The sequence below is a fragment of the Terrabacter sp. NPDC000476 genome, assembly GCF_040300125.1.
In the GTDB taxonomy this organism is placed as follows: Bacteria; Actinomycetota; Actinomycetes; order Actinomycetales; family Dermatophilaceae; genus Terrabacter.
Map to the genome: position 1 here is coordinate 1856528 of NZ_JBEPDF010000001.1, position 24734 is coordinate 1881261.

Sequence of the window (24734 nt, forward strand, 5' to 3'; positions counted from 1 at the left end):
CGCCTCACCTGTGCCCGAGCCCGGTCCGGCGCCCCGATCACCCGCCGCGGGGGAGTCGCCGGCGCCCGTCCCCGCCCTAGCGTGACGGGATGAGGACCCGCCGGATCGCGTCGGCCGCACTCGTGCTCGGGTGCGTCGTCAGCCTCACCGCGTGCACGTCGCAGCCCGACCCCACCCAGGCCCGGATCACCAACCCGGCCCGCGGCACGAGCGTCAACGCCGAGGCCGGCGCGATCCGGCTCCTCGCCACCCGCATCGACGCCCCCACCGACCGCACGCTGCTCGGCGGCACCAACACAGGGCTGTTCACGACGCTGTCGAACGACGGCGACGCCGCCGACCGCCTGCTCGCCGTGAGCACGGTCTACGCCACCCGCGTCGTGATGCGACAGGGCACCGACGGGCCGGAGACCCCGGTCGGCATCGACCTGCCCGGCAACGGGGTCGTCTCCCTGCAGTACCCCGGCGGCCTGCACCTCGAGATGGTCGAGCTGAAGCTCGACGTTCGAGCGGGGCGCCTGCTGCCCGTCACCTTCCGCTTCGAGAAGGCCGGCAGCGTCACCGTCAACGTCTTCGTCGACGGCTTCGGCCTGCCGACGGTCTCGCCGGTGACGACCGCCACGGGCTGACCCCGGGTCGCACGCCGCCCGGGCGCGGCCGTGGCTGTCCGGGCGCTGGGCGATGCAGCGCGTGCGCAGGTTCGTCGCCGACCCGCGCGTGCACGTCGCCCGCGGCATCCGGGCGAGCGACGCGTCGTCGGGCAGGCGGGCGTCACGGTGCTCGTGGCGACCTCATGGCGACGGACGGGCCGGCTTCTCGAAGGCGCAGGCGAGCTCGACGAGCAGACGGCTGCCGAAGCCGGTCGCGCCCTTGTTGCGCCAGTGCCGCGCCTCGGGCAGCTGGGCCGTGCCGGCGATGTCGATGTGCGCCCACGGCACGTCCCCGACGAACTCCGCGAGGAAGAGCGCCGCGGTGATCTGGCCAGCGTTCGGGCCGCCCATGTTCGTCAGGTCCGCGATCGGCGAGTCCAGCTGCGACCGGTAGCGCCGGTGGAGCGGCAACGGCCACACGGGCTCGTCGACGAGCTCGCCGGCGGCCCGCACCTGGTCGACGAGGCCCTCGGAGGTGCCCATGACCCCGGCGAGGTCGACCCCGAGCGCCCGGAGGCAGGCCCCGGTCAGGGTCGCGATGTCGACGATCGCGTCGACGCCGAGCTCGACGGCCAGCGCTAGGGCGTCGGCCATGACGAGCCGGCCCTCCGCGTCGGTGTTGAGCACCTCGACGGTCTTGCCGTTCCGCATCTGCAGGATGTCGCCGAGCTTGAGCGCCGAGCCGGACGGCATGTTGTCGGTGCACATGAGGTAGCCCGTGACCTCCGCGCGGCACCCGGCGTCGCGCAGCGCCGTCATCGCGGCGAGCACCGTCGCCGCACCGGTCATGTCGTTCTTCATCTGCGCGTGGGACTCGTCGCTCGGCTTGAGGCTGATGCCGCCGGAGTCGTACATGATGCCCTTGCCGACGAGGGCGAGGTGGCCGCTCGGCGGGCCGTCGGGGACGTAGTGCAGGCGCACCATGCGCGGCTCCTCGACGCTGCCGAGGTTGACGCCGAGCAGCCCGCCGCAGCCCATCTCGACGAGCTGCTCACGCCCCACGACGTCGACCTCGAGGCCCGCCGCCGGGCCGAGCTCCTGGGCGACCTCGCCGATGCGGGTCGCGGTGAGCACGGCAGCCGGACAGTTCGCGAGGTCGCGACCGAGGGCCGCCGCGCGTGCGCGCACCAGGCCCCGGCGCACCCCTTCGCGGGCGGCGTCGGCGTCGGCCTCCGGCGTGACGAGGACCAGCCGCTCGAGGGCCGTCGTGTCCGAGACGCCGACGTGGAAGGACCATCGGGCGAGGACGACCCCCTCGGTCACGGCGAGCGCGAAGTCGTGGGGGCTCACCCCCGTGCCGCCGACCGGGAGGGTGATGGCCAGTCCGCGGTGGCCCGGGACGGCGCGGGCGAAGGCGCCCGCGAGGTCGCGCACCGTGGCGCTGTCGACCTCGGACGCGACCCCGGTGCCGACGGCGACGTGCACCCGTCCGCCGGAGGCCGGCAGCACGAGGGTCTCGCCCGCCCTGCCGGTGAACCCGGCCGCCGCCAGGGCGGCGGCGTCGTGCCCGAGCTCCGCAGGCGGATCCGCCTGGTGCGCAACGGGAATCGCGATCGCCGTGATGACCCCGTCTGCAGGGACCGCGCTCACCACGTCGACGGTCGCGGTCGTCCGCGTCGACGGGATGGGGTCGAGGGAACGCATGGCGGGAGTGCTCACGGTGGCTCCTTGCGGCTCGGGCGGTCTTACCGAGCATGGCTGTCGCGCCGCGGCGGCGACTCACCCCTCCGGGGTGACCCGACGGTCACCTGCCACGGGTGAGGTGGGAGGGGCCCGCGCTGGCTAGGTTCGGCCCGACGGCCGGGTCCGGGCAGCGGGCGTCGACCCCGACACGAGGAGGCGTCATGAGAGCTCGGCAACGCGTGCGGTCGGCCGACGGCGGCGCCTCCCGCGCGGGACGCCGATGAGTCCCGCCGCGACGAGCCTCGTCGTGCTCGGGTGCACCGTGGCGCTCTTCGTCTGGAACCGCCTGCCCGTGGGGGCGGTCGCCGTGCTCACCTGCCTCTCCCTCTTCGCGACCGGGCTCGTCGACGCCGACACGGCCCTCTCCGGCTTCGGCGACCCCGTCGTCGTCTTCATCGCCTCCCTCTTCGTCGTGAGCGAGGCCATCGACTCCGCGGGCGTCACGACGTGGGCCGGGTCGCGGCTCGTCGACGTCGTGGGCGACGGGGCGACGCGGCTGCTCGTGGCCGTGCTCGGGCTCTGCGCCCTGCTCACCGCCGTCATCACGCTGAACGGCTCGGTCGCCGCGCTCCTGCCGATGGTCGTCGTGCTCGCCACGCGGATCGGCCGCTCCCCCTCGCTCATGCTGATGCCGATGGCCTTCGCCGGCAGCGCCGGCTCGCTCCTCGCCCTCACCGGCAGCCCCGTCAACGTCATCGTCTCGGACGCCGCCGTCGACGCCGGCAGCCCGGCCTTCCGCTTCTTCGACTTCGCCGTCGTCGGAGTGCCGCTCGTGGTCGGCACCGTCGTGCTCGGCATCGCGCTCGGGCCGCGCGTGCTGCCCGACCGGCCGTCGTCGCACCCGGTGCGCGACCTGGGCCGCCACGCGAGCCGGCTCGCCGCCTACTACGAGCTGCACGACGGCTTCTACCGCCTGCGGGTGCGACCGGGGTCCCCCGTCACAGGGGTGCCGGCCGCCCGGCTCGACCTCGGTGCCTACCCGGGCGTGACGCTGGTCGGCGTGCAGGGCGCCGGGGGCCACGCGGTGACCGGCACCGAGCCGGTCGGCGACGACGACGTCCTCGTCGTCAGCGGTGACAGCGACGCCGTGAGCCGCCTCGTGCCCGAGCTGCGCCTCGCCGTCGCCATGCGGCCCATCACGACGGCGACCGAGGGGATCATGACGCGGGAGGTGGGGGTCGCGGAGGCCGTCGTGCCGCCCCGCTCGCCGCTCGTGGGTGAGACCGCCTTCCCCGGCCAGCTGCGCGAGACCGACCTCGTCGTCCTCGGCATCCGGCGCATGGGCAAGGACGTGGGCGCCGATCGCGTCGAGCTCGCGCCGGGCGACAGCCTGCTGCTACACGGCACGTGGACGGCCATCGAGGAGCTCGCGCACGACCGGGACGTCCTCCTCGTCGACTCGCCCGACCTCGTCCGACGGCAGGCGGTGCCGCTCGGCCCCCGGTCGGGCCGGGCCGTCGCCGTGCTGCTCGCGATGGTCGTGGCGCTCGCCCTCGGGATCGTGCCGCCGGCGATCGCGGGCCTCGCCGCCGCCACCGCGATGGTGCTGACGCGCGTCGTCACCACCAACCAGGCCTACCGCGCGGTGTCGTGGCAGACGGTCGTGCTCATCGGCGGCCTCATCCCGCTCTCGACCGCGATCCGGACGAGCGGCGCCGCGGACCTCGTGGCGGGCGGCCTCATCGACGTCGTCGGCGCCGGACGGCCCTACCTGCTGCTCGCGGCGGTGTTCCTGCTCACCGCCGTGGTCGGCCAGGTCGTCAGCAACACCGCGACCGTGCTCATCGTCGTGCCGATCGCCGTCGCGGCCGCGCACGAGACGGGGGTGTCGGCGGCGCCCGTGCTGATGCTCGTCGCGGTGGCCGGTGCCGCCTCGCTGCTCACCCCCATCGCGACCCCGGGCAACATGATGATCATGGGCCCGGGTGGCTACCGGTTCGGCGACTACTGGCGCCTCGGCCTGCCGGTGATGCTGCTCTGGATGGCGGTGTCGATCGTGCTCATCCCTGCGGTGTGGCACCTCTGAGGTGGTCGGCCGGCTGCGCCCGACGCCACAGCGCCACGGTGGCACCCCCGGCCACGAGCGGCACGATCTGCCAGCAGACCCGGAACACGACGAGGCCGGCCACGGCCGACACGGCGAGCGGCCCCGTGTCGAGGCCGAGCACCGTGAGCACCGCGGCGTCGAGGACGCCGAGACCGGCGAGCGGGAGCGCCGTGAGGGGGTAGCTGACGAGCAGGGCGACGACGACGAGCGACCCCGGGGCGGCCTCGGGCGGCACCCCGGCGAAGCGCAGGGCGAGGAGCAGCATCGCGGCCTCGCTCAGCACGAGTCCGACCTGACAGGCCATGGCGGCCGGCGCGCCGCGCCGGAGGGCCTCCCCCGCGCCCCGGACGAAGGTCGCCGCCCGCGTCGCCCAGGCCTCCGGGTCGACGCGCGTCACGACGGCACGCAGGCGCGCCCCGACCCAACCGGCCACCCGCGCAGCCGGTCGCTCGCCCCGCGCGGCCACGGCCAGCCCGGCCACGACGGCGAGGCTGATCGCCCCGCTCGTGAGTGCCGTCCACGCGAACGCCGGCTCGGACCGGCCCGTGACGACCGCGATCACGAGGCCGAGCACGGGCGCACCGAACCGGGCCACGTAGTAGGTCAACGTGTTGAGGGTGATGCCGGCGATGCCCGCGGCCGCGTCGACCTGCCACGAGCGGAGCATGGCGAGGCGCAGCACGACGTCGCTCGGTGGTGGTGCGACGGTCGCCACGAGGTTGGCGGAGAGGTCGTTGGCCACCGCCCGGCGCAGGCCCAGTCCCGGCGCGAAGACGGCGAGCGGCCCCGCGTTGAGGCACTGACGGACGACGACGACGAGCAGGAGCGCCACCACCTGCGCGAACGTCAGCCCCGAGACCGCGGCCCAGACGGCCGCCCAGTCGACCTGGCGGACCACCCGCAGGAACCACCAGCCGCCGACGACCACCACGACCACCTTGACGAGCAGGCCGAGCAGGGCCCGGCTCCGGGAGACCGGCCGCGGCGCGCGCGGCGTCCCCTCCGGCCCCGGTGGTCGCGGCGCTCGCGGGGGTGTCGGCTCGTCGGTCGGGGGGCCGTCGCTCATGCGCTCAGTCCGGCAGGCGGCGCAGCTCGAGGAGCGTGAAGCCGAGGTCCTGGAACCGGGCCAGGATGCCGTGCAGGTGGGGGGCGTCGACGACGTCGCCGAACATGATCGAGCCCGTCGCCCCGAGCTCCACCGTCGACTCCTCCAGCTCGGGGAAGGCCGCGTGGGCGACGTCGGGCACGTGCTCGGCCAGGATGAACTCGTAGCGCACACCGCCCCCTTCGTGGGTCGACCGAGGCCGCCGGCGAACCGGCTGCACCCGATGCTGCCGCGCCGACCACCCGCTCGGCGTCACCCCGGCCGGGTGACCCTTCGGTCAGAGCAGGCCGAGCCGTCGGGCCGCCGCCACCGCGTCGCGCCGCGAGCCCACGCCGAGCTTCTGGAAGAGCGAGCGCAGCTGGGTCTTGACGGTGTTCGGGCTGACGGCCCGGGCCGCGGCGATCTCGGCGATGGTGAGCAGCGACGGCAGCTCACGCAGCAGGGTGAGCTCCCGGGCGCTCAGCGTGACGTCGCCGCGGGCCTCCCGCAGGTCGATCGCGCCGGCGCGGGCCTGCTCGAGCAGCGTGCCGGCGAAGGGCTCGAGCGAGCCGAAGCGCCCGGCGCCCACGGCCAGCACGTCGACGACCTCGGGGCTGACGTCGAGCACCATCCGCGGGGCACGCTGCGGCGCCGCCAGCCGGAGGGCCGCCACGAGCTCCTCCTGCGCCACGGTCGGCTGCGCGTTGCGGTGCGCGAGGACGGCGGCGACGACGTGGGCGGTGACCGCGACGTGCAGCGTCGGGGGCGTGGCGCCTCGGCCCCACACGCGTGCGACCGAGGCCCGAGCGGCAGCGTCGTCACCGCAGCGCAGCTCCCGCACGGATGCCATCGCGGCGAGCTGCTCCGGTGCGACGGGGGTGCCGGCGCAGAGCACCTCCAGCTCGTTGGCCAGACGCGGGAAGCCGGCCACGAGGACGAGCCGGTGCGCGGCGAACAGCTCGGCCATCGCCATCGCGTCGGTCATCGACGCCCCGACCACCTGCTGCGCCGACGCGGCCACGCGCGCCGCCACCTCGTGGCGCCCACCGGGTTCGTCGCCGACCGACTCGAGGTCGAGGTGGGCCTCGAGCAGACGGACCAGGCGCGCGAGCTGCTCGATGCCGCGCCGGGCCGGGGAGTCCGGACCGGTCCCCCCGAAGGCCGCCGGACCGAGGTCCGCCGGGTCGCCGAGCACGTGGTCCGCCCGACCGGCGACCGCGTCGGCGGGAAGGGCCTCCGGGACGACGGGACCCCGGGCGAGGGTCGCGAGCAGCTCGAGCGCCACGGCGTTGCGTGCGCGTGCCGACGGGGCGTCGAGCAGGTGGTACGCGCCCCAGGCACCGAGCACGTGCGCCGGCAGCAGCCGCGGCGATCCGGCCCACGGCGTGCCGGCGGCGGCGGCGAGCGCCCGGTCCGACCACGCGCGCATGCCCTCGAGGTCCTGCTGGCCCGCGGCCGTGCTCGCGAGGCCCACCATCGCCTGCAGCGCCGGCAGGGCGTGGCCCGACGCCCGCGCCGTCGTCAGCGCCGAGCCGTATGCGGTGCGCGCCTCCTCGAAGCGCGCCGCACCGAGCAGAGCGTCACCGCTCGTCAGCTGCTCGAGCAGCACCAGGTCGTGCTGCGCGTGGCCGGCCGGACCACGCGCCGCCGGGGCCGCGGCCAGGGGCTCGGCCGACCACGTCGAGATCGTGGCCGATAGCTCCTCCGCGATCCCGTCGCGCAGCGGGTTGACCCACCCGACGCCCGGCGGGGTCTTCCCGGACGACGGGCGCGGGAGACCACCGACGAAGCCGAGCCAGCGCAGGCCCACGGCGAGCAGCCGGTCGACCGGGATGCCCGGGCCGGCCGGCGTGGCCGCGCCGGCGGCGGACCCCGGGGCCGTCGGGCCGGAGGTCAGCGAGACGAGCTGCGCGGCGGCGGCCGCGGGGTCGGACAGCGCCAGGCTGGTCAGGGCCGCCACCGCCGTCAGGGTGGGGTCGGCGTCATGGTCGGCGACGGCCCGCACCGCCGCGTCGAGGTCGGCGGCCCGGTCGTCGAGCAGGAGGTGGAGCGCGTGGTGCTGCAGCACGTCCTCGACCGTGCCCAGGTCACCGGCGGCCTCCGCGTGGGCCAGCGCACGTCCCGGCATGTCGTGGGCGGCGTACCACCGGGCGGCGCGGCCGTGCACGTCACGGCTGCGCTCGAGGCTGCTCGCCTCGAGCATCGCACCGAGGTAGCTGCGGAGCAGCACGTGGTAGCGGTACGTCGGGGGGACGTCGGGGTCGGAGCCGACCATGGCGTTGTCCGACGCCAGCGAGGCGAGCAGGAGGCCCGCGTCGTCGCGCCCCGTGACGGCTGCGGCGAGGTCGGCGGTCACCTCGTCGAGCACGGAGGTCGCGACGAGGAAGTCACGCGTCGACGCTTCGAGCCCGGCGAGCACCTCCTCGACGAGGTAGCCCGACATCGCGTGGTCGCTCCGGGCGAACTCGTGCAGGAACCGCTCGGGGTCACGGCCGCGTGCGAGCGAGACGGCGGCCATCGTGATGCCGGCCGCCCACCCCTCCGTCAGCTCCTGCAGACGCTGCACGTGTCGCTGCTCGAGGTCGAGCCCGTGCAGCACGAGCAGCTCCCGCGTCTCGTCGAGGCCGAAGCGCAGCTGCCGCTCGCGCACCTCGACGAGCCGCTCGTCGAGGCGCAGGCGCGCCAGGTGGAGGCCGGGGTCGGCGCGCGTGGCGACGACGACGTGCAGGCCCGACGGCGCGTGGCGCACGAGGAGGTCGAGCAGTGCGAGCCCCCGTGGGTCGCGCACGAGGTGCACGTCGTCGAGGAACAGCCACACGTCCCGGCCGGCGCGCGCCGCCCGGGTCGACAGGTGCTCCACGAGAGCCCGACCCGCGACGGGTCCGCCGATGCCCGCGGCGAGCACGCCGCCGTCCGCCGCGTCGTCGTCGGGCTCGAGACCCGCCAGGGCCGAGCGCAGGGCTCCGAGCAGGTCGCCGGCGAGCACGAGGGGGTCGTTGTCCTCGCGGTCCACCGCGAGCCATCCGACGCAGTCACCGCGCACGGCGAGGTCGCGCGCCCAACCGGCGAGGAGCGTCGTCTTGCCGGTGCCCACCGAGCCGGCGAGGAGCACGACGGTGCCGACACCACGCTCGGTGGCGTGCTCGAGCGGCAGGGGCGCGGGCACGCGCCGACGCCACACCGTGCGAGGCGTGAGGGCCGGGGGCCGGTGCCGCGGCCACGGACCCGGTGGGCGGACCCCCCGCGACCGCGCGGCGAACGACCGGGCCGGCGCTCTCGCCGGTGCCTCCACGGGCCCGGGCTCCCATGCGGCCACCACGTCAGCCCCGGGCTCTCCTTCCGACGTCCGGCCACGGCGGCGGGCAGCCATGACCGGTGCGGGAGGAGGGGCAGGGCGTGGACGCGCGGAGGGGAGGGGTCATCACGCTGCGCTTTCTGGAGGGGTCACGCGGGCGACTGCAGCGGTCGGGCCGGCAGCCGACGCCGTACGCCGACGCGCCGACCCGTTTTCACGGTACCTCCGCCTCCGGCCCCCGTCAGGCAGTCGTCGATTCCGACCGGGAGGGCTGCGCGCAGGCCGCCCGCCACCGCACGGCGGACGCGGTGGATGATGGTGGCGTCCCGACGGGCGAGACGCGGGCGAGCCGCTCCACCAACCCGTCGCACCGCCCAGTCGCACCGCACTCGCACCACCCAGTCGCACCACCCAGCCGCACCACCCAGTCGCACCACCGATGAGGAGCACGCCGTGACCCCGGAGCGCAGCCGGTTCCCGAGGTCGGTCTACGAGGCCGGCGACGACCCCGACCCGCGCTTCAGCCTCGCGAACGAGCGCACCTTCCTAGCCTGGATCCGCACGGCCCTCGCCTTCGTCGCGGCCGGGCTCGCCGTCGAGGCGCTGCAGGTGCCGGTCGCGGCGTGGCTGCGCGTCACGATCTCGGTCCTGCTCGTGCTCGCCGGGGTGGCGGCCACCGCCCAGGCCTGGATCGCCTGGGTGCGCACGGAGCGGGCGATGCGCCACCTCGCGCCGCTGCCGTCCTCCGGCCTCAAGCTGCCGATCGCCGTGATCCTCGGCATCGTCGCGATCGCCGTGCTCGTCGGGGTCCTCGGGTGACCTCCCCCGCCGACCCGGGCCTGCAGGCCGAGCGCACGTCGCTCGCGTGGCGGCGCACCGCGCTGTCGGTGGCGGTCGGCTCGCTCGTGGGCCTCCGGGTGCTCCCGGGCGAGCTGGGGGCGTACGGGTATGCCGTGTGCCTCCTCGGTCTCGGCTGGAGCATCGACCTCGCCGTCGTCGCGCGGCGTCGGCACCGGGACGCGGACCTCGTGCTGCGACGGCTCGGGCACCGCGGCCCCGAGGGCGCCGTCGTGGCCCGGGTGGCGCTGGCCACGGCCGTCACGGCGGTCGCCGCCCTCGTCGGCGTTCTCGTCATCGCCGGGCACTGAGCCACCCACCCCTGACTCCCTCCCACCGACTCCCTCCCCGACTCCCTCCACCGACCCACCCTCCGGCTCACCCGGTGCGGGTGACGTGGCCGCCACCCGACCCGCGCGAGCATGGAGCCCCGTCGAGGAGGTGTGCGCATGAGCAGAGCCGTGCGACCGGTCGGTCCGGTCGACATCGCCGTCATCGGTTTCGCCGGTGACCTGGGTGGCACCGGTGTCGCGGCCGCCGTGGCGCGCGCCGTGGCCGACGGCGCCGTGCGGGTGCTCGACGTGCTCGTCGTGCGCAAGGACGACACCGGCGCCGTGACGATGGTCGACGCCGAGACGACCGAGGGCGCCGAGGAGCTGCTGGGATTCCCGGCCGACCTGCCCGACATGGTGGGAGAGGACGACGCCCTCGCCATCGCCGCCGAGATGGCGCCCGGCTCGTCGGTGGTCGTCGTCGTCTGGGAGAACGTCTGGGCGGCCCACATCGCGGCCGCCGTGCAGGCGTCCGGCGGCCAGCTGCTCACGCTCGAGCGCATCCCAGCCGAGGACGTGCGAGAGGCGCTCGAGTCGATCAGCGGGTGAGCACCCCACCGCCCCCGCACGGAACCGATCAGCCGGAGGTGCCGGTGAGCCATCGTCGAGTGGCGCCGTGAACGGCGTCTGGGGCGCGCTGCTGCCGCTCGTCGTGGGCAGCGCCGTCGTCCCGATCCAGGTCGTCGTCGTGCTACTGCTGCTGCAGGGCGGAGGACGGGTGCCCGCCCTCGCCTGGGTGGCCGGCGTCTCGACCGTCCGGCTGTTGCAGGGGCTCGTCTTCGGCGTGGTGCTGCGCCCCGAGACCCCGACGACGAGCGCGCCCGGACCCGACGCCGCGTCGCCGTTCACGGCCTCGCTCCTGCTCGTGCTGGGCGTCCTGCTCCTCGTCATGGCCGGGCGCAGGGCGCTCGACCAGCCCGACGAGGACGCCCCACCCCCACGGTGGCTCGAGGCCACCGCCTCGATGGGTCCGGGCAGGGCCTACGTGTTCGGCGCGCTGAGCATGGTCGTCGGGGCGAAGTTCTGGGTCTTCACGCTGGGAGCCGTCGCGGCCATCCACGACGCCGCGCTGCCCACCGCGACGGGAGTGCTGGCGTTCGTGCTCTTCGTGGTGCTGGCCCAGGCGCTGCAGGTGGCCGCCCTCGTCGTGGCCTTCGCCGCGCCACGCCGGGCCGACGACGTCCTCGGGCCGGCGGCGGGCTGGCTGACGCGGCACAACCGGCCGCTCGTGATCGGGGTCGGGATCGTCTTCGGGGTGTGGTTCGCGGTCAAGGGGCTGACGGGCCTCGGACTGGTCTGACCCGGCGGTCGGCGGTCCGCGGCTCGGGGTCGGCGGGCGCGTGCCCGCGGCTCGACGGAGGCGACCGCTCCCGACGCGGCGCCCGGGAGTCCCCCTCCCGGCGGGTCCCGCCGGGCGCCGCCCCGCTCCCGCGCCCGGCGCCGGGAGTCCGTCGTCGTCCGGGAGGCCCCGGCGTCGGACTCGGTGTGGCGCGCGGCCCGTCCGCACCGACGATCTCCGCGAACTGCGCGTCGAGCAGGTCGGGGTCACCCAGGACGATCTCGAGGAACGCCTCGTCCACGTCGGTCTGCCGGGTCGACCCGGCATACGTCATCGGCTCGGTCATCGCACTCGCCTCAGGCGGTGATGGTCGCCCGGCCCTCGCCCGGCTGGGCGATCTCGATGCGCCTCGGCTTGGCCCGTTCGGCCACGGGGATCGCGAGGCTCAGCACGCCGGCGTCGTAGCTCGCCTCGATGCGCTCGGTGTCGAGGCTGTCGCCGAGCACGAGCTGGCGACTGAAGACGCCGCGCGGGCGTTCGGCGGCGATGAGCTCGGCGTCGCTCGCGCGTGGGCGGCGTTCGGCCTTGACCGTGACGACGTTGCGCTCCACGTCGAGGTCGATCGACCCCGGGTCGACGCCCGGCAGGTCGAGCTCGACGTGGAAGGTGTCGCCGTCGCGCCACGCGTCCATCGGCATGGCCGAGGGGCGGGCGAGGGTGCCGTTGCCGCCGATGGCCAGCTGGGCCAGGCGGTCGAGGTCACGGAAGGACTCTCGGATCGGGTCGGTGCGCATCAGCATCGTTGTCACCTCCATCGCGTCCAGATGCTCCGGTGTGGCCACGATCGCGTCTGTCGATCTGTGGCATGCGCTGTAGATTTTGTGTAGCACGACTGGCACACTGTGCGCAAGAGCCCGGTACCGCCGGGCGGAGGAGGCACGGATGGCGGGCGACGACCACGCGACGGCGCCCGACCCCGCGCGCGGCGTCTACGGCATCACGGTCGCCGCGGAGCTGGTCGGCATGGAGGTGCAGAGCCTCCGGCTCTACGAGGCCCGGGGCCTGCTGACGCCGCACCGCACCCCCGGCGGCACGCGCCGCTACAGTGCCGACGACCTCACCCGGCTGCGCCGCATCGGCGCCCTGCTCGCCGACGGCGTCAACCTGGCCGGCATCCGGATGCTGCTCGAGCTCCAGGAGGAGAACCGGGCGCTGCAGGCCCGCGTCGCCGCCCTGCGCGTCGGGGGACGCCACTGACCGAGCTGCGCGGCTGAACCCGGCCAGCGGCTCACTGCGCCAGTACCCACCTCGGGCAGTCACATTCACCATCGCTCGAGGCAGCCCGTCGTGGGCTACTCCTCCGGAACGCCGATCCCGTGATCGCCACTCCGTACTGCCTGCGCCACCGCGTGCAGCTTGACGTTGCCGTCCTGCGACAGGCGCCGGAGGTAGGCGAACGCCGCGTCCGCCGTGAGGGCGTGACGTTCCATGAGGATGCCGACGGCCTGCCCGATCTCCTGGCGGGTCACCAGAGCCTGCTCGAGCTGCTCGGCCCGCTGCGCCGTCGCGACCGTGACCGCGAGGTGGTCCGCCATCGCGGCGACGAGCTCCACGACGGCCTCCGGGACATCGTCCGACGCGGACGACGCGAGGGTCAGCACACCGACCACCCGTCCGCGCCAGGCGAGCCTGACGGCGACGAGGGTCCGCACCCCCAGGGCCTCCGCGCACGCGGCCACGCCCGGCCACCGCGCCTCGTCGTCCGCGCACCCCAACCGCAGCACCGCCCGCCGTCGGTCACCACGCAGCACGGCTGCGGCCGGGCCCCGACCGGTCGTGAACTGCTCGTCGAACGCGGGCGGGACCTCGCTCGTGGCCGAGAGCAGCCGCACGCCCCCGCCGCGTTGGACGACGTGGACGCAGAGGTGCGAGGCGTCGCGGACCGCCCGCGTCGTCGCGGCGAGCACCCCCCCGACGACGGAGGCGACGTCGTCGACGGCGCTCTGCGGGCGGGAGGCAGGTGTCTCGGCGAACGAACGGGAGCCGTCGAGCCCGATGGGCTCGCGCAGTGCCGGGGACGGCGCCCGCACGGAGAGCGGCGCGACAGGGTAGATGACATCGACGTCCGGCGACACTGCGAGAGCAGGGATCGGTGGACGGGGAGAGGTGCAGGACAAGGGAACCCCTTGCGGGCGCGGCTTCCCTCGTCGGTTGAAGGTGCCTGCGCGCCGCGCGACCCGTTCGGGGCCCCGCGGCCCGTGCCCGCGATCAAGGGATCCAACGTACACCGGTGCTGCGACAGTCGGCCCGGACAGGCTCGTCCGGCGACACGCCACCGCGTCCGGATCCGGCTGCTCGCGCTCAACGGGCTCGCGCTCAACGGGCTCGCGCGCAACGGCTGCTCGGGGTCAACGGCTGCTCGGGGTCAGGCGCTGCAGCACCTCCGCCGCCGCGAGGACGACGTCGCGGGCGAGGTAGCCGCCACCGCGCTGCTCGAGCAGGGCGCCGGCCCGCGCGTGCAGCCACGCGCCCCAGGCGCCCGCCTGCTCCGGGGATGCACCGCGCGCCACCAGCCCGGTCACGACTCCTGCCTTGACGTCGCCCGACCCCGCCGTGGCCAGAGCCGACGGCCCCGAGTCGCAGCACCACGCCCTCCCGTCCGGGGCGGCCACGTGCAGCTCGCCCGTCCCGCTGAGCACGCTGGCACCGGTCCTGTCCGCGGCGTCCCGGCAGGCGGCGAGCGGATCCTGCTCGACCTCGTCCTCGCCGCGCCCCAGCATGACGGCGAGCTCGGTGGTGTTCGGGGTGAGCACCGCGCGACCGGCCAGGTGGGAGAGACCGCGCAGGTTGTCGGTGAGGAAGGCCGTCCCGAGCGCGTCGACGACCACGGAGGTGTCGAGCCCGGGGACGACCTGCGACACGAAGAGGTTCGCCGTCGACGGGTTGCCGAGGCCCGGCCCGATGAGCACGACGTCGGCGCCGTCGGCGAGCTCGAGCACCCGCTCGGCGCCGGTCACCGAGAGCTCGCCGCCGGGCGTCACGGGCAGGCCTTCGACGTAGGCCTCCGGCAGGGCGACCGCCACCGCGCCGGCGGTGTCTCGGGCGGTCGCGACCTGGACCTTGCCCGCTCCCACGCGCAGGGCCGCCTCCGCCGCCAGCAGCACCGCCCCCGGGGTCTGCCTGGCGCCGCCGACGACGAGCACGGTGCCCTTCTGCGACTTGTCGCCGTCGGCCGCGGGCAACGGCCAGGAACCGAGCAGCTCCGGGTCGATCCGGGTCGTGGGGTGGGCCGTCATCGCGCGCCCTCGCGCCGCCCCGGCTCGGAGTCCGGCTCCTCGCGGGTCGCCTCGGCCTCGGAGTCCTCGAGGTGGCCGACGTCGGCGAAGGAGACGAGGGCCAGCCCGCCGTCGCCCCGGCGCCGGTAGCGCGTCAGCGAGCAGTTGGGCAGCGGCTCGTCCCGGTCGAGCGCGAGGACGGTCTGCTCGTCGAGGCCCTCGAGGGCGAGCCGGAAGCTCATGATGACCGCCTGGTGCGTGAAGACCCACACCCGACGACCCGCGTGCCGCTGGGCCAGGTCTGCGAGCACGTGACGCACCCGGAGCGCCACGTCCGTCCAGCTCTCACCTCCGGGCGGGCGATAGTAGAACTTGCCGAGGCGCTCGCGCCGTTCCGCCTCCTCCGGGTGGCTCTCACGGATGCCCAGGCCGGTCAGGCCGTCGAAGACGCCGAGGTCGCGCTCCCGCAGCCGCTCGTCGGTGACCGGGTCCAGGCCGATCGCCTCCCCGACCGTGCGGGCCGTCATCGCGGCCCGCACGTAGGGGGAGCTGAACACGACGTCGGGGTGGGCGCCGGGACCCTTCAGGACGTGCCGGGCGAGGGCTGCCGCCTGCTCACGACCCCGCGGCGAGAGCGGCGTGTCGGGGTCGCGCGTGTCGAGCCGCAGCCGGCGCGACTCACGCCGGTGCGCCTCCGTGTCGGCCAGGTTGCCCACACTCTCGCCGTGGCGCACGAGCACGAGCTCGCTCACCTGGTCGACCATCGCGCTCTCCTCCACCGCCGCCACCCCGTTCGCTCCGTTCGTCGTTCGACCGTCACCTCGGCCCGGCGAGTGCCCTAGCGCGTGCTGCCGGGACGCCCGCCGACGATCGCGTCGTGGCCCGAGGCGCGCTCGACGTGCTGACGACCGAGCACCAGGCCGAGCGCGATCATGCCCAGCCCGAGGAGCAGGTGCAGCCAGTCGTCGGCCGGGTTGACCGGCACGAAGTTGGCCGACGAGTCCTTGTCGATGACCAGGCCGTAGACCCAGAGCACGAGGTAGACCACACCTCCGCCGACGAGGTAGCCGCGAGATGCCTTCCACGACCTGGCGGCGGCGATGCCGACCACGCCGAAGAGGAGGTGGACGACGTTGTGCAGGATCGACACCTGGAAGATGCCGAGCAGCTTCGCCTCCGAGTGGTGCCCGGCGAAGGTGAGGTCGCCGAAGTTCGACGTCACACCCGGGATGAAGCCGGCCACGCCGACGAGCAGGAACACGGCGCCGACGAGCATGGCGGCCTTCTGGAGGGCGGTGCGTCGGTTCGGATGGGTTCCGGTGGTGCTGTGGTCCATGGGAACACCTTTCGTTGCTGGGGTGGTGGGAGCAGCGGGACTCAGGAGGTCGACGTGCCCGACACCGACTGCGCCGAGTCGGCGGCACTCTCCTGCACGTCGGAGGCAGCCTGCCGGGCGTCCGACTTGACGTCCTCGACCGCCGACGTGGCCGTCTCCTTGACGGACAGGACGGCCTCCTGCGCCGGCTCCTTGAGGTGCTGGGCCGATTCGCTCGCGGCATCCTTGACGACCGACTGCGCCTCGGAGAGAACGGGTTCCGCCTTCTCCTTGACCGCCTGCGACATGGAGCGCTCCTTCTCGGAGGCGGGCAGGAGCGACCCGACGAGCCAGCCGGCACCGAGTGCGATCAGCCCGGCCGCCAAGGGGTTGCCCGCGGCCTTGCGCTGCACGGCGTGGCCGGCCTGCGACGCCGTGGAGCCCACGTCCTGCATCACGCCGGACGCGGTGTCGCCGGTGTCCGAGGCGCTGCCCATGACGCGGTCACGCACCGAGGCGGCGCGGCCCTTGATCCGGTCGGCCTGGCGGGCCGCCACGTGGCTCGGGCTCACGGACTCGCCGAGAGCGTTGACGTCCCGGCTCAGCTCGGCCCGCGTGCGCTCGATGTCGGCGCGGATCGCCTCCGGGTCGTCGGACGCCGGTCGGTCGATGGTGGAGTGGTCGGTGCTGGAGTAGTCGGTGGTCATCGTGTCTCCTCGTTTCCCTTGAGTGCGTTGGGAACTCGCGCGGCGGTCTCTGCCGTGCGCGGTAGTCCCTGGATCTGTTGCGTGGTGCGGCGTCCAACGGCGGCGAGCACGCCGGCCACGACGCCCCAGACGGCCATGACGATCACCGCGGCCCATGCACGGCTGTCGAGCGCGCTCGCGAGCCATTCCCACACGGCGAGCGAGAGGAAGAGCAGCGCCATCCAGCCGGCGACGGCCGCCCCGCCGAACATGCCGGCGGCCTTGCCCGCTCGAGACGTCGTCTGCTTGAGCTCTGCCTTGGCGAGCTCGACCTCCTGCCTGAGGAGAGTGCTGAGTCCCTGGCTGATGTCGCCCACGAGGTCGCCGATCGAGGCGTGCTCGGCCTTCTCGTGGGAGCTCTCGCGGTCAGGGCGCGCCGCCGTCACGTAGTCCTCGTCGCCCCCCTCGGTGGGGACGGCTGCCGACACCGGTGGCACGGTCGTGACGGCCGGGTCGGCGGCGGCGTACGGACCGGCGGCGCCAGGGGCGTCGGGCCTGGTGCTCATCAGACCGCCGCCCCGCGCGTGCCGTCGGCAGCGTCGTCGTCCGAACCGCCCGCGAGGCTACGGGTCATCCGCCCCCCGACCACGCCGACGACGGCGGCGCCGATCAGGAACGCGCCGGGACGCCGACGCGCGAACGAGCGCAGCTCGTCGAGCATGTCTCCCGGCTCACGGTTCTCGATCCAGTCGGCCGCCGACCCGGCCCGCTCGGCGATCTGCCCCGCGGCCTCGCCGGCCAGCCCCTGCTGTTCTGACCGCGAGGCCATCTGGCGCAGCTCGTCGGCGAGACCGCGCAGGCCCTCGGCCGCTCGCTGACCCTGCGACGACGCCTGGTCGTCGAGCTCGCCGCGCAGCTGCCCGAAGAGCGACTGCAGCTGCGAGGTCGCCTCGGACACGACGTCGCGCGCTCCCGAGGTCGCCGTCCCGGCGACGGCGCGCCCGCTCTCCGCCGCATCGGCCGCGACGGAGCCGGCCTCGTTCTTGACCGTCTCCGCCGTGCCGCTGGAGCCGCTGTCGGCCTGCCCGTTCCCCGACTGCACGTTGCCGGTCATGCCGTCGGTGCCGTGCGACAACGACCCCTCGACGCCCGCGGTCGCGTTCTCGATCCGGTCGCGCGAGACGTCGGAGGTGTGCGTCGGCGTGGCGCCGAGGTCATCCGACACCGTTGTGTCATATGGACGTTCAGTCATCGTCGTTCCTTCCGTGGCCGGAGCACGGGGCGAGCCACCTGCTCGAGCCGCCCGTGCGTCCTGTGTGGTCGTGGTCCCTCGGTACCCACCGGCCGCAGGTCCATGCAGGGATTCGGACATGGGTCGGATTCGCCGGGAGCGGGTATGTGGGTCGTCCGTGCGTGGCCGTCCTGGCGCGCACGCCGGTACGGGCCGTTCTTGTGGCGCTGACCGTCCGGGTCCAGTCGGCGCGTGAGCCAGCCGGCGGAGTGTGCCGCAACCCGGAAGCGACGCCCGCCGTAGCGCATGCCGCCCGTCAGGCGGCTTCCCAGCGCGATCCACACGCACACCCCACGCTCGAGCACCCACACGGGGGCCCACAGGGGCACGCTCGGGGGCACTCGGTCGGTGCCGACCCGGCACCGCCCGCGGTGCGCGACGGCCACGGCGGCGCCCAGGACCAGCGCGAGCGCACGAGGACGGGCGCGTGCGACGGCGCCCAGTGCGGGGAGGATCGCGAGCTCCACGACGAGGCGCTGCGGCTGCGCCAGGTCGTCGTACGCCTGCCGGACCCGTTGCGACCAGAACCTGGAGGGCGTGGGGGCGCGCCTCGACACCGTGACCCCGTCGAGTGCCACGGCGCGGCCCCCGAGGGCCTGCACCGTCCGCCACAGCTCGAGGTTCTCGAAGAGCACCTCCGCGCTCCATCCGCCGCAGGCGAGGACCGTCGAACGACGGACCGCGAAGGTGCCCGGCCAGTCGGTGGCGATCGCGACGTTGACGAGGCTGCGGGCACCGTCCCACCTCGCCTGCCAGGGCCAGGCGTCGTAGACGTTCACGGGTCGCACCAGGTCCGCGTCCGCGAGCGCCCGAATCATCGTCGCGAGGGAGTCCGGCGTGTGGCGCACGTCGTCGTCCGCGAGCACCACCAGCTCGTGCCGGGCCGCGCGGATGCCGGTCACGGCGCCGACGACCTTGCCGTTCGTGGCCCGTGCCGCCGCCGCGGGCCACGCCTCCGGCGCGAGGATCCGCGCGTACGCCCCCCACGCCTCCTCGTGCCGTCGCCGCTCCCCGGCGGGGCTCCCGTCGACGACGGTGACGTGGCGCACGGCATGTCGGAGGGCCGCGAGATAGCGTCCCATCTCGTCGATGCGGTAGGCCTCCCCCGGACCTCCGCACCACTTCACCGGGATCACCACCTCGGCGTCCAACCGAGCCTGTCGCAGTCCTGCCGTGCTCACGTCGCGGACGTTCCCCGCGCAACCTGCGCCGAAACGGCTGTGTGACAGATGGATCCGCGGGTACTGCTCCCGCATGACCTCCACTCACGACACGTCGGCCGTGCGACCACCGGCGGCGGTCCGCCTCGTCGAACGACTGGTCGAGGGCCGGCCGACCTGGGACCGGCTCGCCGACCGGCTCGACCCGACTGCTCGGGCTGCGCGCGGCGAGGGTGCCTGGCGGCGGCTCGTGACCGGGGAGGTGCTCGGTCACGCCGCGCATCCCTTCCTCACCGACCTGCCGATCGGCTTCTTCACCTCCGCGGCCGTGCTCGACCTCGCCGGCGGGACGTCGGCTCGCGCCGCCGCACGTCGACTGGTCGGAGCGGGGCTGGCAACGGCACCCGCCGCCGCTCTCACCGGTCTTGCCGAGTACGCGGCGCTGGACAGGCGTCCGCGTCGGGTCGGCGCCGCGCATGCGCTGCTGAACGGTGCGTCGGTGGGCCTCTACGCCGCGTCCTGGGTCGTCCGGCCGCGGAACCACCGACTCGGCGTCGGTCTCGGGATGACCGGGCTGGCCGTGAGCGGCCTGTCGGCCTACCTCGGTGGACACCTCGCCATCGGCGAGAAGGTGGGCACGACGACCGGCTGAACGCCGAGGGTTCGGGTACTGGGACCGCACCAACGACAAGGAGATCGCTGTGGAAGAACCACGGACACCCCCGACCGTCGCCGAGCCGGAGGTGGCGCACGAGCCGTTCCCGCCGCAGCCCGACCAGGCCGCTCCCGAGGTCGTCACTGCGACAGGCAAGCCCACGGGTGCCCCCGGCACGGCGCGCGCCCAGTCAGGCGCCTTCCTCACGACGAGCACGGGCGCTCGGCTGCGCGACACGGACCACTCGCTCAAGGCCGGCGACCGAGGGCCGACCCTCCTGCAGGACCACCACCTGCGCGAGAAGATCACGCACTTCGACCACGAGCGCATCCCGGAGCGCGTGGTGCACGCCCGGGGCACCGGAGCGCACGGCGTCTTCCGCTCCTACGGCACCGCCGCCGGCGTGACGGCCGCGGGGTTCCTCGCCGACGGGGTCGAGACCCCGGTCTTCGTGCGGTTCTCCACGGTGCTCGGCTCGCGGGGCTCGGCCGACACCGTGCGCGACACCCGTGGCTTCGCCGTGAAGTTCTACACCGACGAGGGCACCTTCGACCTCGTCGGCAACAACATCCCGGTGTTCTTCATCCAGGACGGCATCAAGTTCCCCGACGTGGTGCACGCGGCCAAGCCGCACCCCGATCGCGAGATCCCCCAGGCCCAGTCGGCGCACGACACGTTCTGGGACTTCGTCTCGCTCCACACGGAGGCCCAGCACCACACGATGTGGAACATGTCCGACCGGGGCATCCAGGCCTCCTACCGGACCATGGAGGGCTTCGGCGTCCACACGTTCCGCCTCGTCGACGACGATGGCGGCACCACCCTGGTGAAGTTCCACTGGAAGCCGAAGGCGGGCGTGCACTCGCTCGTGTGGGAGGAGGCGCAGCTCGCGGCGGGCGGCGACCCGGACTTCCACCGGCGCGACCTCGCCGACGCCATCGAGGCGGGGCACCTGCCCGAGTGGGAGCTCGGCATCCAGACGTTCCCCGACACCCCCGAGCAGACCTTCGAGGGCATCGACCTGCTCGACCCGACCAAGCTGGTGCCCGAGGAGCTCGCACCCGTCCAGGCGATCGGGCTGCTGACGCTCACGGCCAACCCGACGAACTTCTTCGCGGAGACCGAGCAGGTGGCCTTCCACGTCGGCAACCTCGTGCGCGGCATCGACGTCACCAACGACCCGCTGCTGCAGGCTCGGCTGTTCTCCTACGTCGACACCCAGCTGACCCGACTCGGCGGGCCCAACTTCAACCAGATCCCCGTCAACCGGGCGCAGGCCCCGGTCAACGACATGCTGCGCGACGGCTACCACCAGCACGCCGTGCACAGCGGGGTCGCCCCCTACCGCCCGAACTCGCTCGACGGCGGCTGCCCCTTCCACGCCGGGGCGCAGGACCGGCCCTTCGTCGAGGTGCCGGCCGTCGTCGAGGAGAGCACGAAGGTACGGGCCCAGGCCCGGTCGTTCGACGACCACTACACGCAGACGCGGCTCTTCTACCGGTCGATGAGCGCGGTCGAGATGGACCACATCAAGGGTGCGTACGCCTTCGAGCTGGCCAAGTGCTACGAGCAGGCCGTCAAGGAGCGCCAGCTGCAGTGCCTCGCGAACATCGACGAGGACCTGTGCGCCGCGGTGTCCGACGCGTTGGGACTGCCCGCCCCGGATCCGACGATCGCGCTCGAGGACGTCGAGCCGAGCGCCGCGCTGTCACAGGTCGGACGCCCCTTCCCCGCCGAGGGACGCAAGGTCGGCGTCGTCGTCGACAGCCGGACCGACCCCGGCGCCGCGGCCGCGGTCGTCGCGGGCATCGAGGCGTTCTCGATGGTGCCGTTCCTCATCGCCCCGCGCGGTGGCACGGTCGGCGAGCTGCCGGTCGACCGCACGTATGCCACCTGCCGGTCGTTCGAGTACGACGCCCTCGTCGTGCTCGGCGCCGCCGTCGGGGACGACGCCGTCGCCGGGCTCGACGCCCGTGCCGGGCAGCCCACGACGGCCGACGCCACGGATCGGGCCGGCGCGGCGGGCGCGTCGACGGACCCCCGGATCGTCGTGGTCGCCGCCGAGATGTGGCGCCACAGCAAGACCCTGGCCGCCTTCGGGGACCTCGGCGCGGCCGCGCTCGGTGCCGCCGGCATCCCGACCGACGGAGCGGGGGTCGTGACCGGGGCCGAGGCCGCCGACCCGGCAGACGTGCTCGGCGACGTCACCGAGCTGCTGACGCTCCACCGGGTCTGGGAGCGCTTCGCCCCGGCGAGCGCCTGACCGGTTCGGGCCGGGGGCGCGCCGAAGGGTCAGCGCGACAGCCCGTCCAGGCGCCCTGTGGCCACCTCACGGCCCAGGGCGCCCGGCCCGTCCACGACCATCACGGCCCCGGCATCCCGCAGCTCGGCCTCGCTGAAGCCGCCGGTGCGCAGGCCGACGCAGGGCATGCCGGCGGCCTCCGCGGCTCTCGCGTCCCAGATCGAGTCGCCGACCATGACCCCGGCGGAACCGCCGACCCGCGACAGTGCGACCTGGAGGAGGTCGGCAGCAGGCTTGCTCTCGTCCGCGTCGTCGGCGCTCGTCCACGCGTCCGCGATCGAGCGGCCGTCGAAGAGGTCGAGGAAGGTCTCGACGTGCTGCTGCTGGCCCGAGCTGGCGAGCACGAGGTGGTGGCCGCGCTCCTTGACCGACTCGAGCAGCGCACGCGTGCCCTCGAACGGCCGCACCTCACCGATGAGCCGGTCGAACTCGCGGGTCCACTCCTCGCGCAGTGCCTCGCCCAGACGCGCCTCCACGTCGTCGTCCGCGACGTGGGCCACGAGCTTGTCGCCGCCCATGCCGATCGCGCGGTGGATGCGCCATCCCGGCGGCGTGAGGTCGTGCGCCGCGAACGCCCGCATCCACGCGATGGTGTGGTGGTAGTTGCTGTCGACGAGCGTGCCGTCGACGTCGAGGATCACGGTGTCGGTCATGCGGCAGACGTACCCAGCCGACGGAGTGCGGCTCGGCGCGGGTCAGGTCGCGCGCCGTGGAGCGCGGGCGGGGCGAGTTCGGGTACGGGGCTAGGGTTGACCCGAGTGAACATCCTCGGCGCAGGTGCTGCGGCCCGCGCCGACGCCACCCACCGGCAGGTGGCGCAACCGACCGGAGGCCCCTCATGACGACGTCGACCAGCGAGCAGGCACCTGACCTGTTGCTCCGCGTGGCACAGGACTTCGCCCGCCTCGGCGAGGCGCTGTCCGGTTCGCCGCTCCAGAGCCCCTTCGAGGCCGTGACGCGCCTGGCCGCCGAGCGCGTCTCCAGCGCCACGACCGCCAGCATCACGACCCTCTCGCGCGGCACCTTCGCCACGGCCGCGGCCAACGACGACACCGCGCGCCGCGCGGACGCCATCCAGTACGACCTCGGGTCGGGGCCGTGCATCGACGCCATCGTCGACGACACCATCTACCAGCCCAAGGACCTGCGCCACGACGACCGCTGGCCGGAGTACGGGCGCCGGGTCGCCGACGAGCTCGGCCTGCACAGCATGCTCTCCTTCCGCATGAACCTCGAGGGCAGCGGCCTCATCGCGGGCCTCAACCTCTACGCCACCGAGCCGGACGCCTTCACCGACCGCGACGTGGCCGAGGGCCTGCTCCTCACCACCCACGCGGCCCAGGCCGTCGCGGCCGCCCACCTGCGCGAGCGCACGAAGAACCTCGAGAAGGCGCTGAGCTCGAACCGCGACATCGGCACCGCCGTGGGGGTGCTCGTGGCCCAGCACAAGGTCACCCGCGACCAGGCCTTCGACCTGCTGCGGATCGCGAGCCAGAACACGAACCGCAAGCTGCACGACGTCGCCCTCGACGTCATCGACACCGGCACCGTCGACGTCACCCCGCACAGTCGCGACTGACCTCAACCCTCCACGCCGGTCGACGTGTGGGGCTGCCCCACCGGTTTCGACTCCGGTGAACCCCGTTCGCGCAGGTAGATGCTGAAGGCCACCATGCTCGCCACGGCGAGGAACTCCGACTGCCAGTTCTGGAACGTCCGGTTCCAGAAGTCGGGGGCCACGAGGTACTCGCCCCACGTCAGGGGTGCCTCCAGCTGCTGCAGCTGGTCCGCGTTGTAGGCGGAGCGCCCGGCGACGAGCTGGGCCGTCCACGACAGGACGAAGACGGCACCCATGGTCAGGCCGGGCGACCGGGAGTAGAGCCGCAGCCTCCACCCGCGCACCCCGGCCCAACGCGGCGAGTCCGCTCGGGCGTGGGGGCCCACCAGCTGGGCCTCGTCCGACTCCCTACCGACGCGGTCGAGGGGCTTGGACTCGGGAGATCCCTTCTGGACGAGCCACACCGTGAGGAGGATGAAGAGGAGGAACTGGAGGTACTCCGACTGCCAGTTCTCCGCGACGTCGACCGCGAACTGCGACGAGGTGACGTACTGCGCCAACGTCATCGCCGGCAGCTGCGCCTCCCTGGCCTGTGCGTCGTAGACGGCGACACCGGTCAGCGCCTGGCCGACCAGGCCGGCGACCAGGAGCGCCACGAAGGCGAGCGTCAGCCCCTGCTCCCTGATCCAGCGCCGCGTCGGACCTGCCGTGGTGCGCCCCGACCGTCTCATCGCTGCCACAGTCCCGCCGCCAGACAGGCCGCCAGACCCAAGCCGACGAACAGGAGCAGTCCCGCGAAGACGGTCCGCATCGTCAGCCCCTCTCGATCTCGCACGAGTACGGCTCCCCGGGACCCTGAGGCACGCACCCGGCTGCGGTGACGCGCCATCCGCCGTCGAAGCGGGCGAGGAAGACGGTGTCGTGCTCGAGTCGCACCCAGGCGTCCAACCCGTAGACCTCGACGTCGCGGACACCTCCGGGGTCGCTGAGCCCCACGCGCGGCAGCGCCGTGACGCACGGCCCCGCGTCCTGCTCCAGCGTCTCGCGCGTGCCCGGAGCGAGCAGCGCGCAGGCAGATCGCACGTCTGCTCCCACGGCCCGGGCGAACGCACGTGCGGCCTCGGCAGCGCTGCCCGCCTGCACGCTCCCCTGTCCCGAGCACCCTCCGAGGACGACGACCAGCACGGATGCCGTCACCCCGGGCGCCACGGCACGAACCGTTCCGGACGGGCCGGCGCCGACAGCGCGCCGCTCGGCCCAGCGGCCGAGGCAGGGAGGTCTCATG

26 protein-coding genes are annotated in these 24734 nt (G+C 74.3%); 10 read left to right on the forward strand and 16 right to left on the reverse strand.

The window, feature by feature from the left end; all coding sequences use genetic code 11:
* The first annotated feature begins 89 nt into the window (after positions 1-89).
* Positions 90-629 carry a copper chaperone PCu(A)C gene (locus ABT295_RS08640; RefSeq protein ID WP_352393952.1) on the forward strand — a complete coding sequence of 180 codons (540 nt, stop codon included), beginning with the start codon at positions 90-92 and terminating at the stop codon, positions 627-629.
* 162 nt (positions 630-791) lie between these two features.
* On the opposite strand, the gene ABT295_RS08645 is transcribed toward ABT295_RS08640, so the two are convergent.
* Entirely contained in the window at positions 792-2309 is a 1518-nt protein-coding gene (locus tag ABT295_RS08645; protein ID WP_352393953.1) for a leucyl aminopeptidase family protein, read from the reverse strand.
* A 244-nt stretch (positions 2310-2553) separates the two neighbouring features.
* On the opposite strand from ABT295_RS08645, the gene ABT295_RS08650 reads away from it, so the two are divergent.
* Positions 2554-4359 carry an SLC13 family permease gene (locus ABT295_RS08650; RefSeq protein ID WP_352393954.1) on the forward strand — a complete coding sequence of 602 codons (1806 nt, stop codon included), beginning with the start codon at positions 2554-2556 and terminating at the stop codon, positions 4357-4359.
* Here the strand turns inward: ABT295_RS08650 and ABT295_RS08655 are convergent.
* The 3 genes from ABT295_RS08655 to ABT295_RS08665 all read right to left on the reverse strand — a co-directional run bounded on the left by ABT295_RS08655 (position 4334) and on the right by ABT295_RS08665 (position 8630).
* Complete coding sequence (locus ABT295_RS08655; RefSeq protein ID WP_352393955.1) at positions 4334-5446, reverse strand: hypothetical protein; 1113 nt, start codon at positions 5444-5446, stop codon at positions 4334-4336. The two genes, ABT295_RS08650 and ABT295_RS08655, sit on opposite strands and share 26 nt — an antisense overlap.
* A gap of 4 nt (positions 5447-5450) precedes the next feature.
* Positions 5451-5657: a DUF8691 family protein gene (locus tag ABT295_RS08660; protein ID WP_352393956.1), complete on the reverse strand. Its 207-nt coding sequence runs from the start codon at positions 5655-5657 to the stop codon at positions 5451-5453.
* Between the two features lie 105 nt (positions 5658-5762).
* Positions 5763-8630: a winged helix-turn-helix domain-containing protein gene (locus ABT295_RS08665; RefSeq protein WP_352393957.1), complete on the reverse strand. Its 2868-nt coding sequence runs from the start codon at positions 8628-8630 to the stop codon at positions 5763-5765.
* A 582-nt stretch (positions 8631-9212) separates the two neighbouring features.
* Here ABT295_RS08665 and ABT295_RS08670 point away from each other — a divergent pair.
* The 4 genes from ABT295_RS08670 to ABT295_RS08685 all read left to right on the forward strand — a co-directional run bounded on the left by ABT295_RS08670 (position 9213) and on the right by ABT295_RS08685 (position 11228).
* Positions 9213-9578 (forward strand): YidH family protein, encoded by a 366-nt coding sequence (locus ABT295_RS08670; protein ID WP_352393958.1) that lies wholly within the window; start codon positions 9213-9215, stop codon positions 9576-9578.
* Entirely contained in the window at positions 9575-9907 is a 333-nt protein-coding gene (locus ABT295_RS08675; protein WP_352393959.1) for a DUF202 domain-containing protein, read from the forward strand. Before ABT295_RS08670 ends, ABT295_RS08675 begins: the two co-directional genes overlap by 4 nt.
* Positions 9908-10045: 138 nt before the next feature.
* The gene (locus ABT295_RS08680; RefSeq protein ID WP_352393960.1) at positions 10046-10477 is read left to right on the forward strand and encodes a DUF6325 family protein; all 432 of its coding nucleotides are present in this window, start codon (positions 10046-10048) and stop codon (positions 10475-10477) included.
* A 67-nt stretch (positions 10478-10544) separates the two neighbouring features.
* A complete protein-coding gene (locus ABT295_RS08685) occupies positions 10545-11228 on the forward strand; it encodes a GAP family protein (RefSeq protein ID WP_352393961.1) in 684 nt (227 codons plus the stop codon).
* A gap of 335 nt (positions 11229-11563) precedes the next feature.
* Here ABT295_RS08685 and ABT295_RS08690 read toward each other — a convergent pair whose 3' ends face one another.
* On the reverse strand, positions 11564-12007 hold the full coding sequence (locus tag ABT295_RS08690; protein WP_352393962.1) for an Hsp20/alpha crystallin family protein: 444 nt from the start codon (positions 12005-12007) through the stop codon (positions 11564-11566).
* Between the two features lie 142 nt (positions 12008-12149).
* Here ABT295_RS08690 and ABT295_RS08695 point away from each other — a divergent pair, with 142 nt between their 5' ends.
* Positions 12150-12464 carry a MerR family transcriptional regulator gene (locus tag ABT295_RS08695; protein ID WP_352393963.1) on the forward strand — a complete coding sequence of 105 codons (315 nt, stop codon included), beginning with the start codon at positions 12150-12152 and terminating at the stop codon, positions 12462-12464.
* Between the two features lie 95 nt (positions 12465-12559).
* Here the strand turns inward: ABT295_RS08695 and ABT295_RS08700 are convergent, their stop codons facing one another.
* The 8 genes from ABT295_RS08700 to ABT295_RS08735 all read right to left on the reverse strand — a co-directional run bounded on the left by ABT295_RS08700 (position 12560) and on the right by ABT295_RS08735 (position 18955).
* Positions 12560-13342: a GAF and ANTAR domain-containing protein gene (locus tag ABT295_RS08700; protein ID WP_352393964.1), complete on the reverse strand. Its 783-nt coding sequence runs from the start codon at positions 13340-13342 to the stop codon at positions 12560-12562.
* A 273-nt stretch (positions 13343-13615) separates the two neighbouring features.
* A complete protein-coding gene (locus tag ABT295_RS08705) occupies positions 13616-14503 on the reverse strand; it encodes an NAD(P)H-hydrate dehydratase (protein ID WP_352393965.1) in 888 nt (295 codons plus the stop codon).
* The gene (locus ABT295_RS08710) at positions 14500-15246 is read right to left on the reverse strand and encodes a histidine phosphatase family protein (RefSeq protein ID WP_352393966.1); all 747 of its coding nucleotides are present in this window, start codon (positions 15244-15246) and stop codon (positions 14500-14502) included. The genes ABT295_RS08705 and ABT295_RS08710 overlap by 4 nt, the downstream gene beginning before the upstream one ends.
* Before the next feature lie 74 nt (positions 15247-15320).
* The gene (locus tag ABT295_RS08715; protein WP_352393967.1) at positions 15321-15818 is read right to left on the reverse strand and encodes a DUF4383 domain-containing protein; all 498 of its coding nucleotides are present in this window, start codon (positions 15816-15818) and stop codon (positions 15321-15323) included.
* Positions 15819-15859: 41 nt separating this feature from the next.
* Positions 15860-16504, reverse strand: a complete 645-nt coding sequence (locus ABT295_RS08720) for a DUF3618 domain-containing protein (protein ID WP_352393968.1) — start codon at positions 16502-16504, stop codon at positions 15860-15862.
* Positions 16501-17049, reverse strand: coding sequence for a phage holin family protein (locus tag ABT295_RS08725; protein ID WP_352393969.1), 549 nt, complete (start codon positions 17047-17049; stop codon positions 16501-16503). Before ABT295_RS08725 ends, ABT295_RS08720 begins: the two co-directional genes overlap by 4 nt.
* A complete protein-coding gene (locus ABT295_RS08730; RefSeq protein WP_345507259.1) occupies positions 17049-17708 on the reverse strand; it encodes a hypothetical protein in 660 nt (219 codons plus the stop codon). Before ABT295_RS08730 ends, ABT295_RS08725 begins: the two co-directional genes overlap by 1 nt.
* A 23-nt stretch (positions 17709-17731) precedes the next feature.
* On the reverse strand, positions 17732-18955 hold the full coding sequence (locus ABT295_RS08735; protein ID WP_352393970.1) for a glycosyltransferase family 2 protein: 1224 nt from the start codon (positions 18953-18955) through the stop codon (positions 17732-17734).
* 73 nt (positions 18956-19028) lie between these two features.
* Between ABT295_RS08735 and ABT295_RS08740 the strand changes: the two genes are divergently transcribed.
* Positions 19029-19586, forward strand: coding sequence for a DUF2231 domain-containing protein (locus ABT295_RS08740; protein ID WP_352393971.1), 558 nt, complete (start codon positions 19029-19031; stop codon positions 19584-19586).
* A 49-nt stretch (positions 19587-19635) separates the two neighbouring features.
* A complete protein-coding gene (locus tag ABT295_RS08745) occupies positions 19636-21852 on the forward strand; it encodes a catalase (RefSeq protein ID WP_352393972.1) in 2217 nt (738 codons plus the stop codon).
* Positions 21853-21881: 29 nt separating this feature from the next.
* On the opposite strand, the gene ABT295_RS08750 is transcribed toward ABT295_RS08745, so the two are convergent.
* Complete coding sequence (locus ABT295_RS08750; RefSeq protein WP_352393973.1) at positions 21882-22544, reverse strand: HAD family hydrolase; 663 nt, start codon at positions 22542-22544, stop codon at positions 21882-21884.
* 185 nt (positions 22545-22729) lie between these two features.
* On the opposite strand from ABT295_RS08750, the gene ABT295_RS08755 reads away from it, so the two are divergent.
* On the forward strand, positions 22730-23470 hold the full coding sequence (locus ABT295_RS08755) for a GAF and ANTAR domain-containing protein (RefSeq protein ID WP_352393974.1): 741 nt from the start codon (positions 22730-22732) through the stop codon (positions 23468-23470).
* 2 nt (positions 23471-23472) lie between these two features.
* Here the strand turns inward: ABT295_RS08755 and ABT295_RS08760 are convergent, their stop codons facing one another.
* Positions 23473-24180 carry a DUF6766 family protein gene (locus ABT295_RS08760; protein ID WP_352393975.1) on the reverse strand — a complete coding sequence of 236 codons (708 nt, stop codon included), beginning with the start codon at positions 24178-24180 and terminating at the stop codon, positions 23473-23475.
* Between the two features lie 82 nt (positions 24181-24262).
* The gene (locus ABT295_RS08765) at positions 24263-24733 is read right to left on the reverse strand and encodes a hypothetical protein (RefSeq protein ID WP_352393976.1); all 471 of its coding nucleotides are present in this window, start codon (positions 24731-24733) and stop codon (positions 24263-24265) included.
* Between the last annotated feature and the right edge of the window lies 1 nt (position 24734).

Excerpts from the sequence above, each read along its gene's own strand:
- ABT295_RS08705 (WP_352393965.1), bottom strand. The coding sequence starts at position 14,503 with ATGACGGCCCACCCCACGACCCGGATCGACCCGGAGCTGCTCGGTTCC.
- ABT295_RS08690 (WP_352393962.1), bottom strand. The coding sequence starts at position 12,007 with ATGCTGATGCGCACCGACCCGATCCGAGAGTCCTTCCGTGACCTCGAC.
- ABT295_RS08695 (WP_352393963.1), top strand. The coding sequence starts at position 12,150 with ATGGCGGGCGACGACCACGCGACGGCGCCCGACCCCGCGCGCGGCGTC.
- ABT295_RS08655 (WP_352393955.1), bottom strand. The coding sequence starts at position 5,446 with ATGAGCGACGGCCCCCCGACCGACGAGCCGACACCCCCGCGAGCGCCG.
- ABT295_RS08755 (WP_352393974.1), top strand. The coding sequence starts at position 22,730 with ATGACGACGTCGACCAGCGAGCAGGCACCTGACCTGTTGCTCCGCGTG.
- ABT295_RS08750 (WP_352393973.1), bottom strand. The coding sequence starts at position 22,544 with ATGACCGACACCGTGATCCTCGACGTCGACGGCACGCTCGTCGACAGC.
- ABT295_RS08740 (WP_352393971.1), top strand. The coding sequence starts at position 19,029 with ATGACCTCCACTCACGACACGTCGGCCGTGCGACCACCGGCGGCGGTC.
- ABT295_RS08760 (WP_352393975.1), bottom strand. The coding sequence starts at position 24,180 with ATGAGACGGTCGGGGCGCACCACGGCAGGTCCGACGCGGCGCTGGATC.
- ABT295_RS08765 (WP_352393976.1), bottom strand. The coding sequence starts at position 24,733 with ATGAGACCTCCCTGCCTCGGCCGCTGGGCCGAGCGGCGCGCTGTCGGC.
- ABT295_RS08640 (WP_352393952.1), top strand. The coding sequence starts at position 90 with ATGAGGACCCGCCGGATCGCGTCGGCCGCACTCGTGCTCGGGTGCGTC.
- ABT295_RS08680 (WP_352393960.1), top strand. The coding sequence starts at position 10,046 with ATGAGCAGAGCCGTGCGACCGGTCGGTCCGGTCGACATCGCCGTCATC.
- ABT295_RS08725 (WP_352393969.1), bottom strand. The coding sequence starts at position 17,049 with ATGAGCACCAGGCCCGACGCCCCTGGCGCCGCCGGTCCGTACGCCGCC.
- ABT295_RS08710 (WP_352393966.1), bottom strand. The coding sequence starts at position 15,246 with ATGGTCGACCAGGTGAGCGAGCTCGTGCTCGTGCGCCACGGCGAGAGT.
- ABT295_RS08715 (WP_352393967.1), bottom strand. The coding sequence starts at position 15,818 with ATGGACCACAGCACCACCGGAACCCATCCGAACCGACGCACCGCCCTC.
- ABT295_RS08650 (WP_352393954.1), top strand. The coding sequence starts at position 2,554 with ATGAGTCCCGCCGCGACGAGCCTCGTCGTGCTCGGGTGCACCGTGGCG.
- ABT295_RS08720 (WP_352393968.1), bottom strand. The coding sequence starts at position 16,504 with ATGACCACCGACTACTCCAGCACCGACCACTCCACCATCGACCGACCG.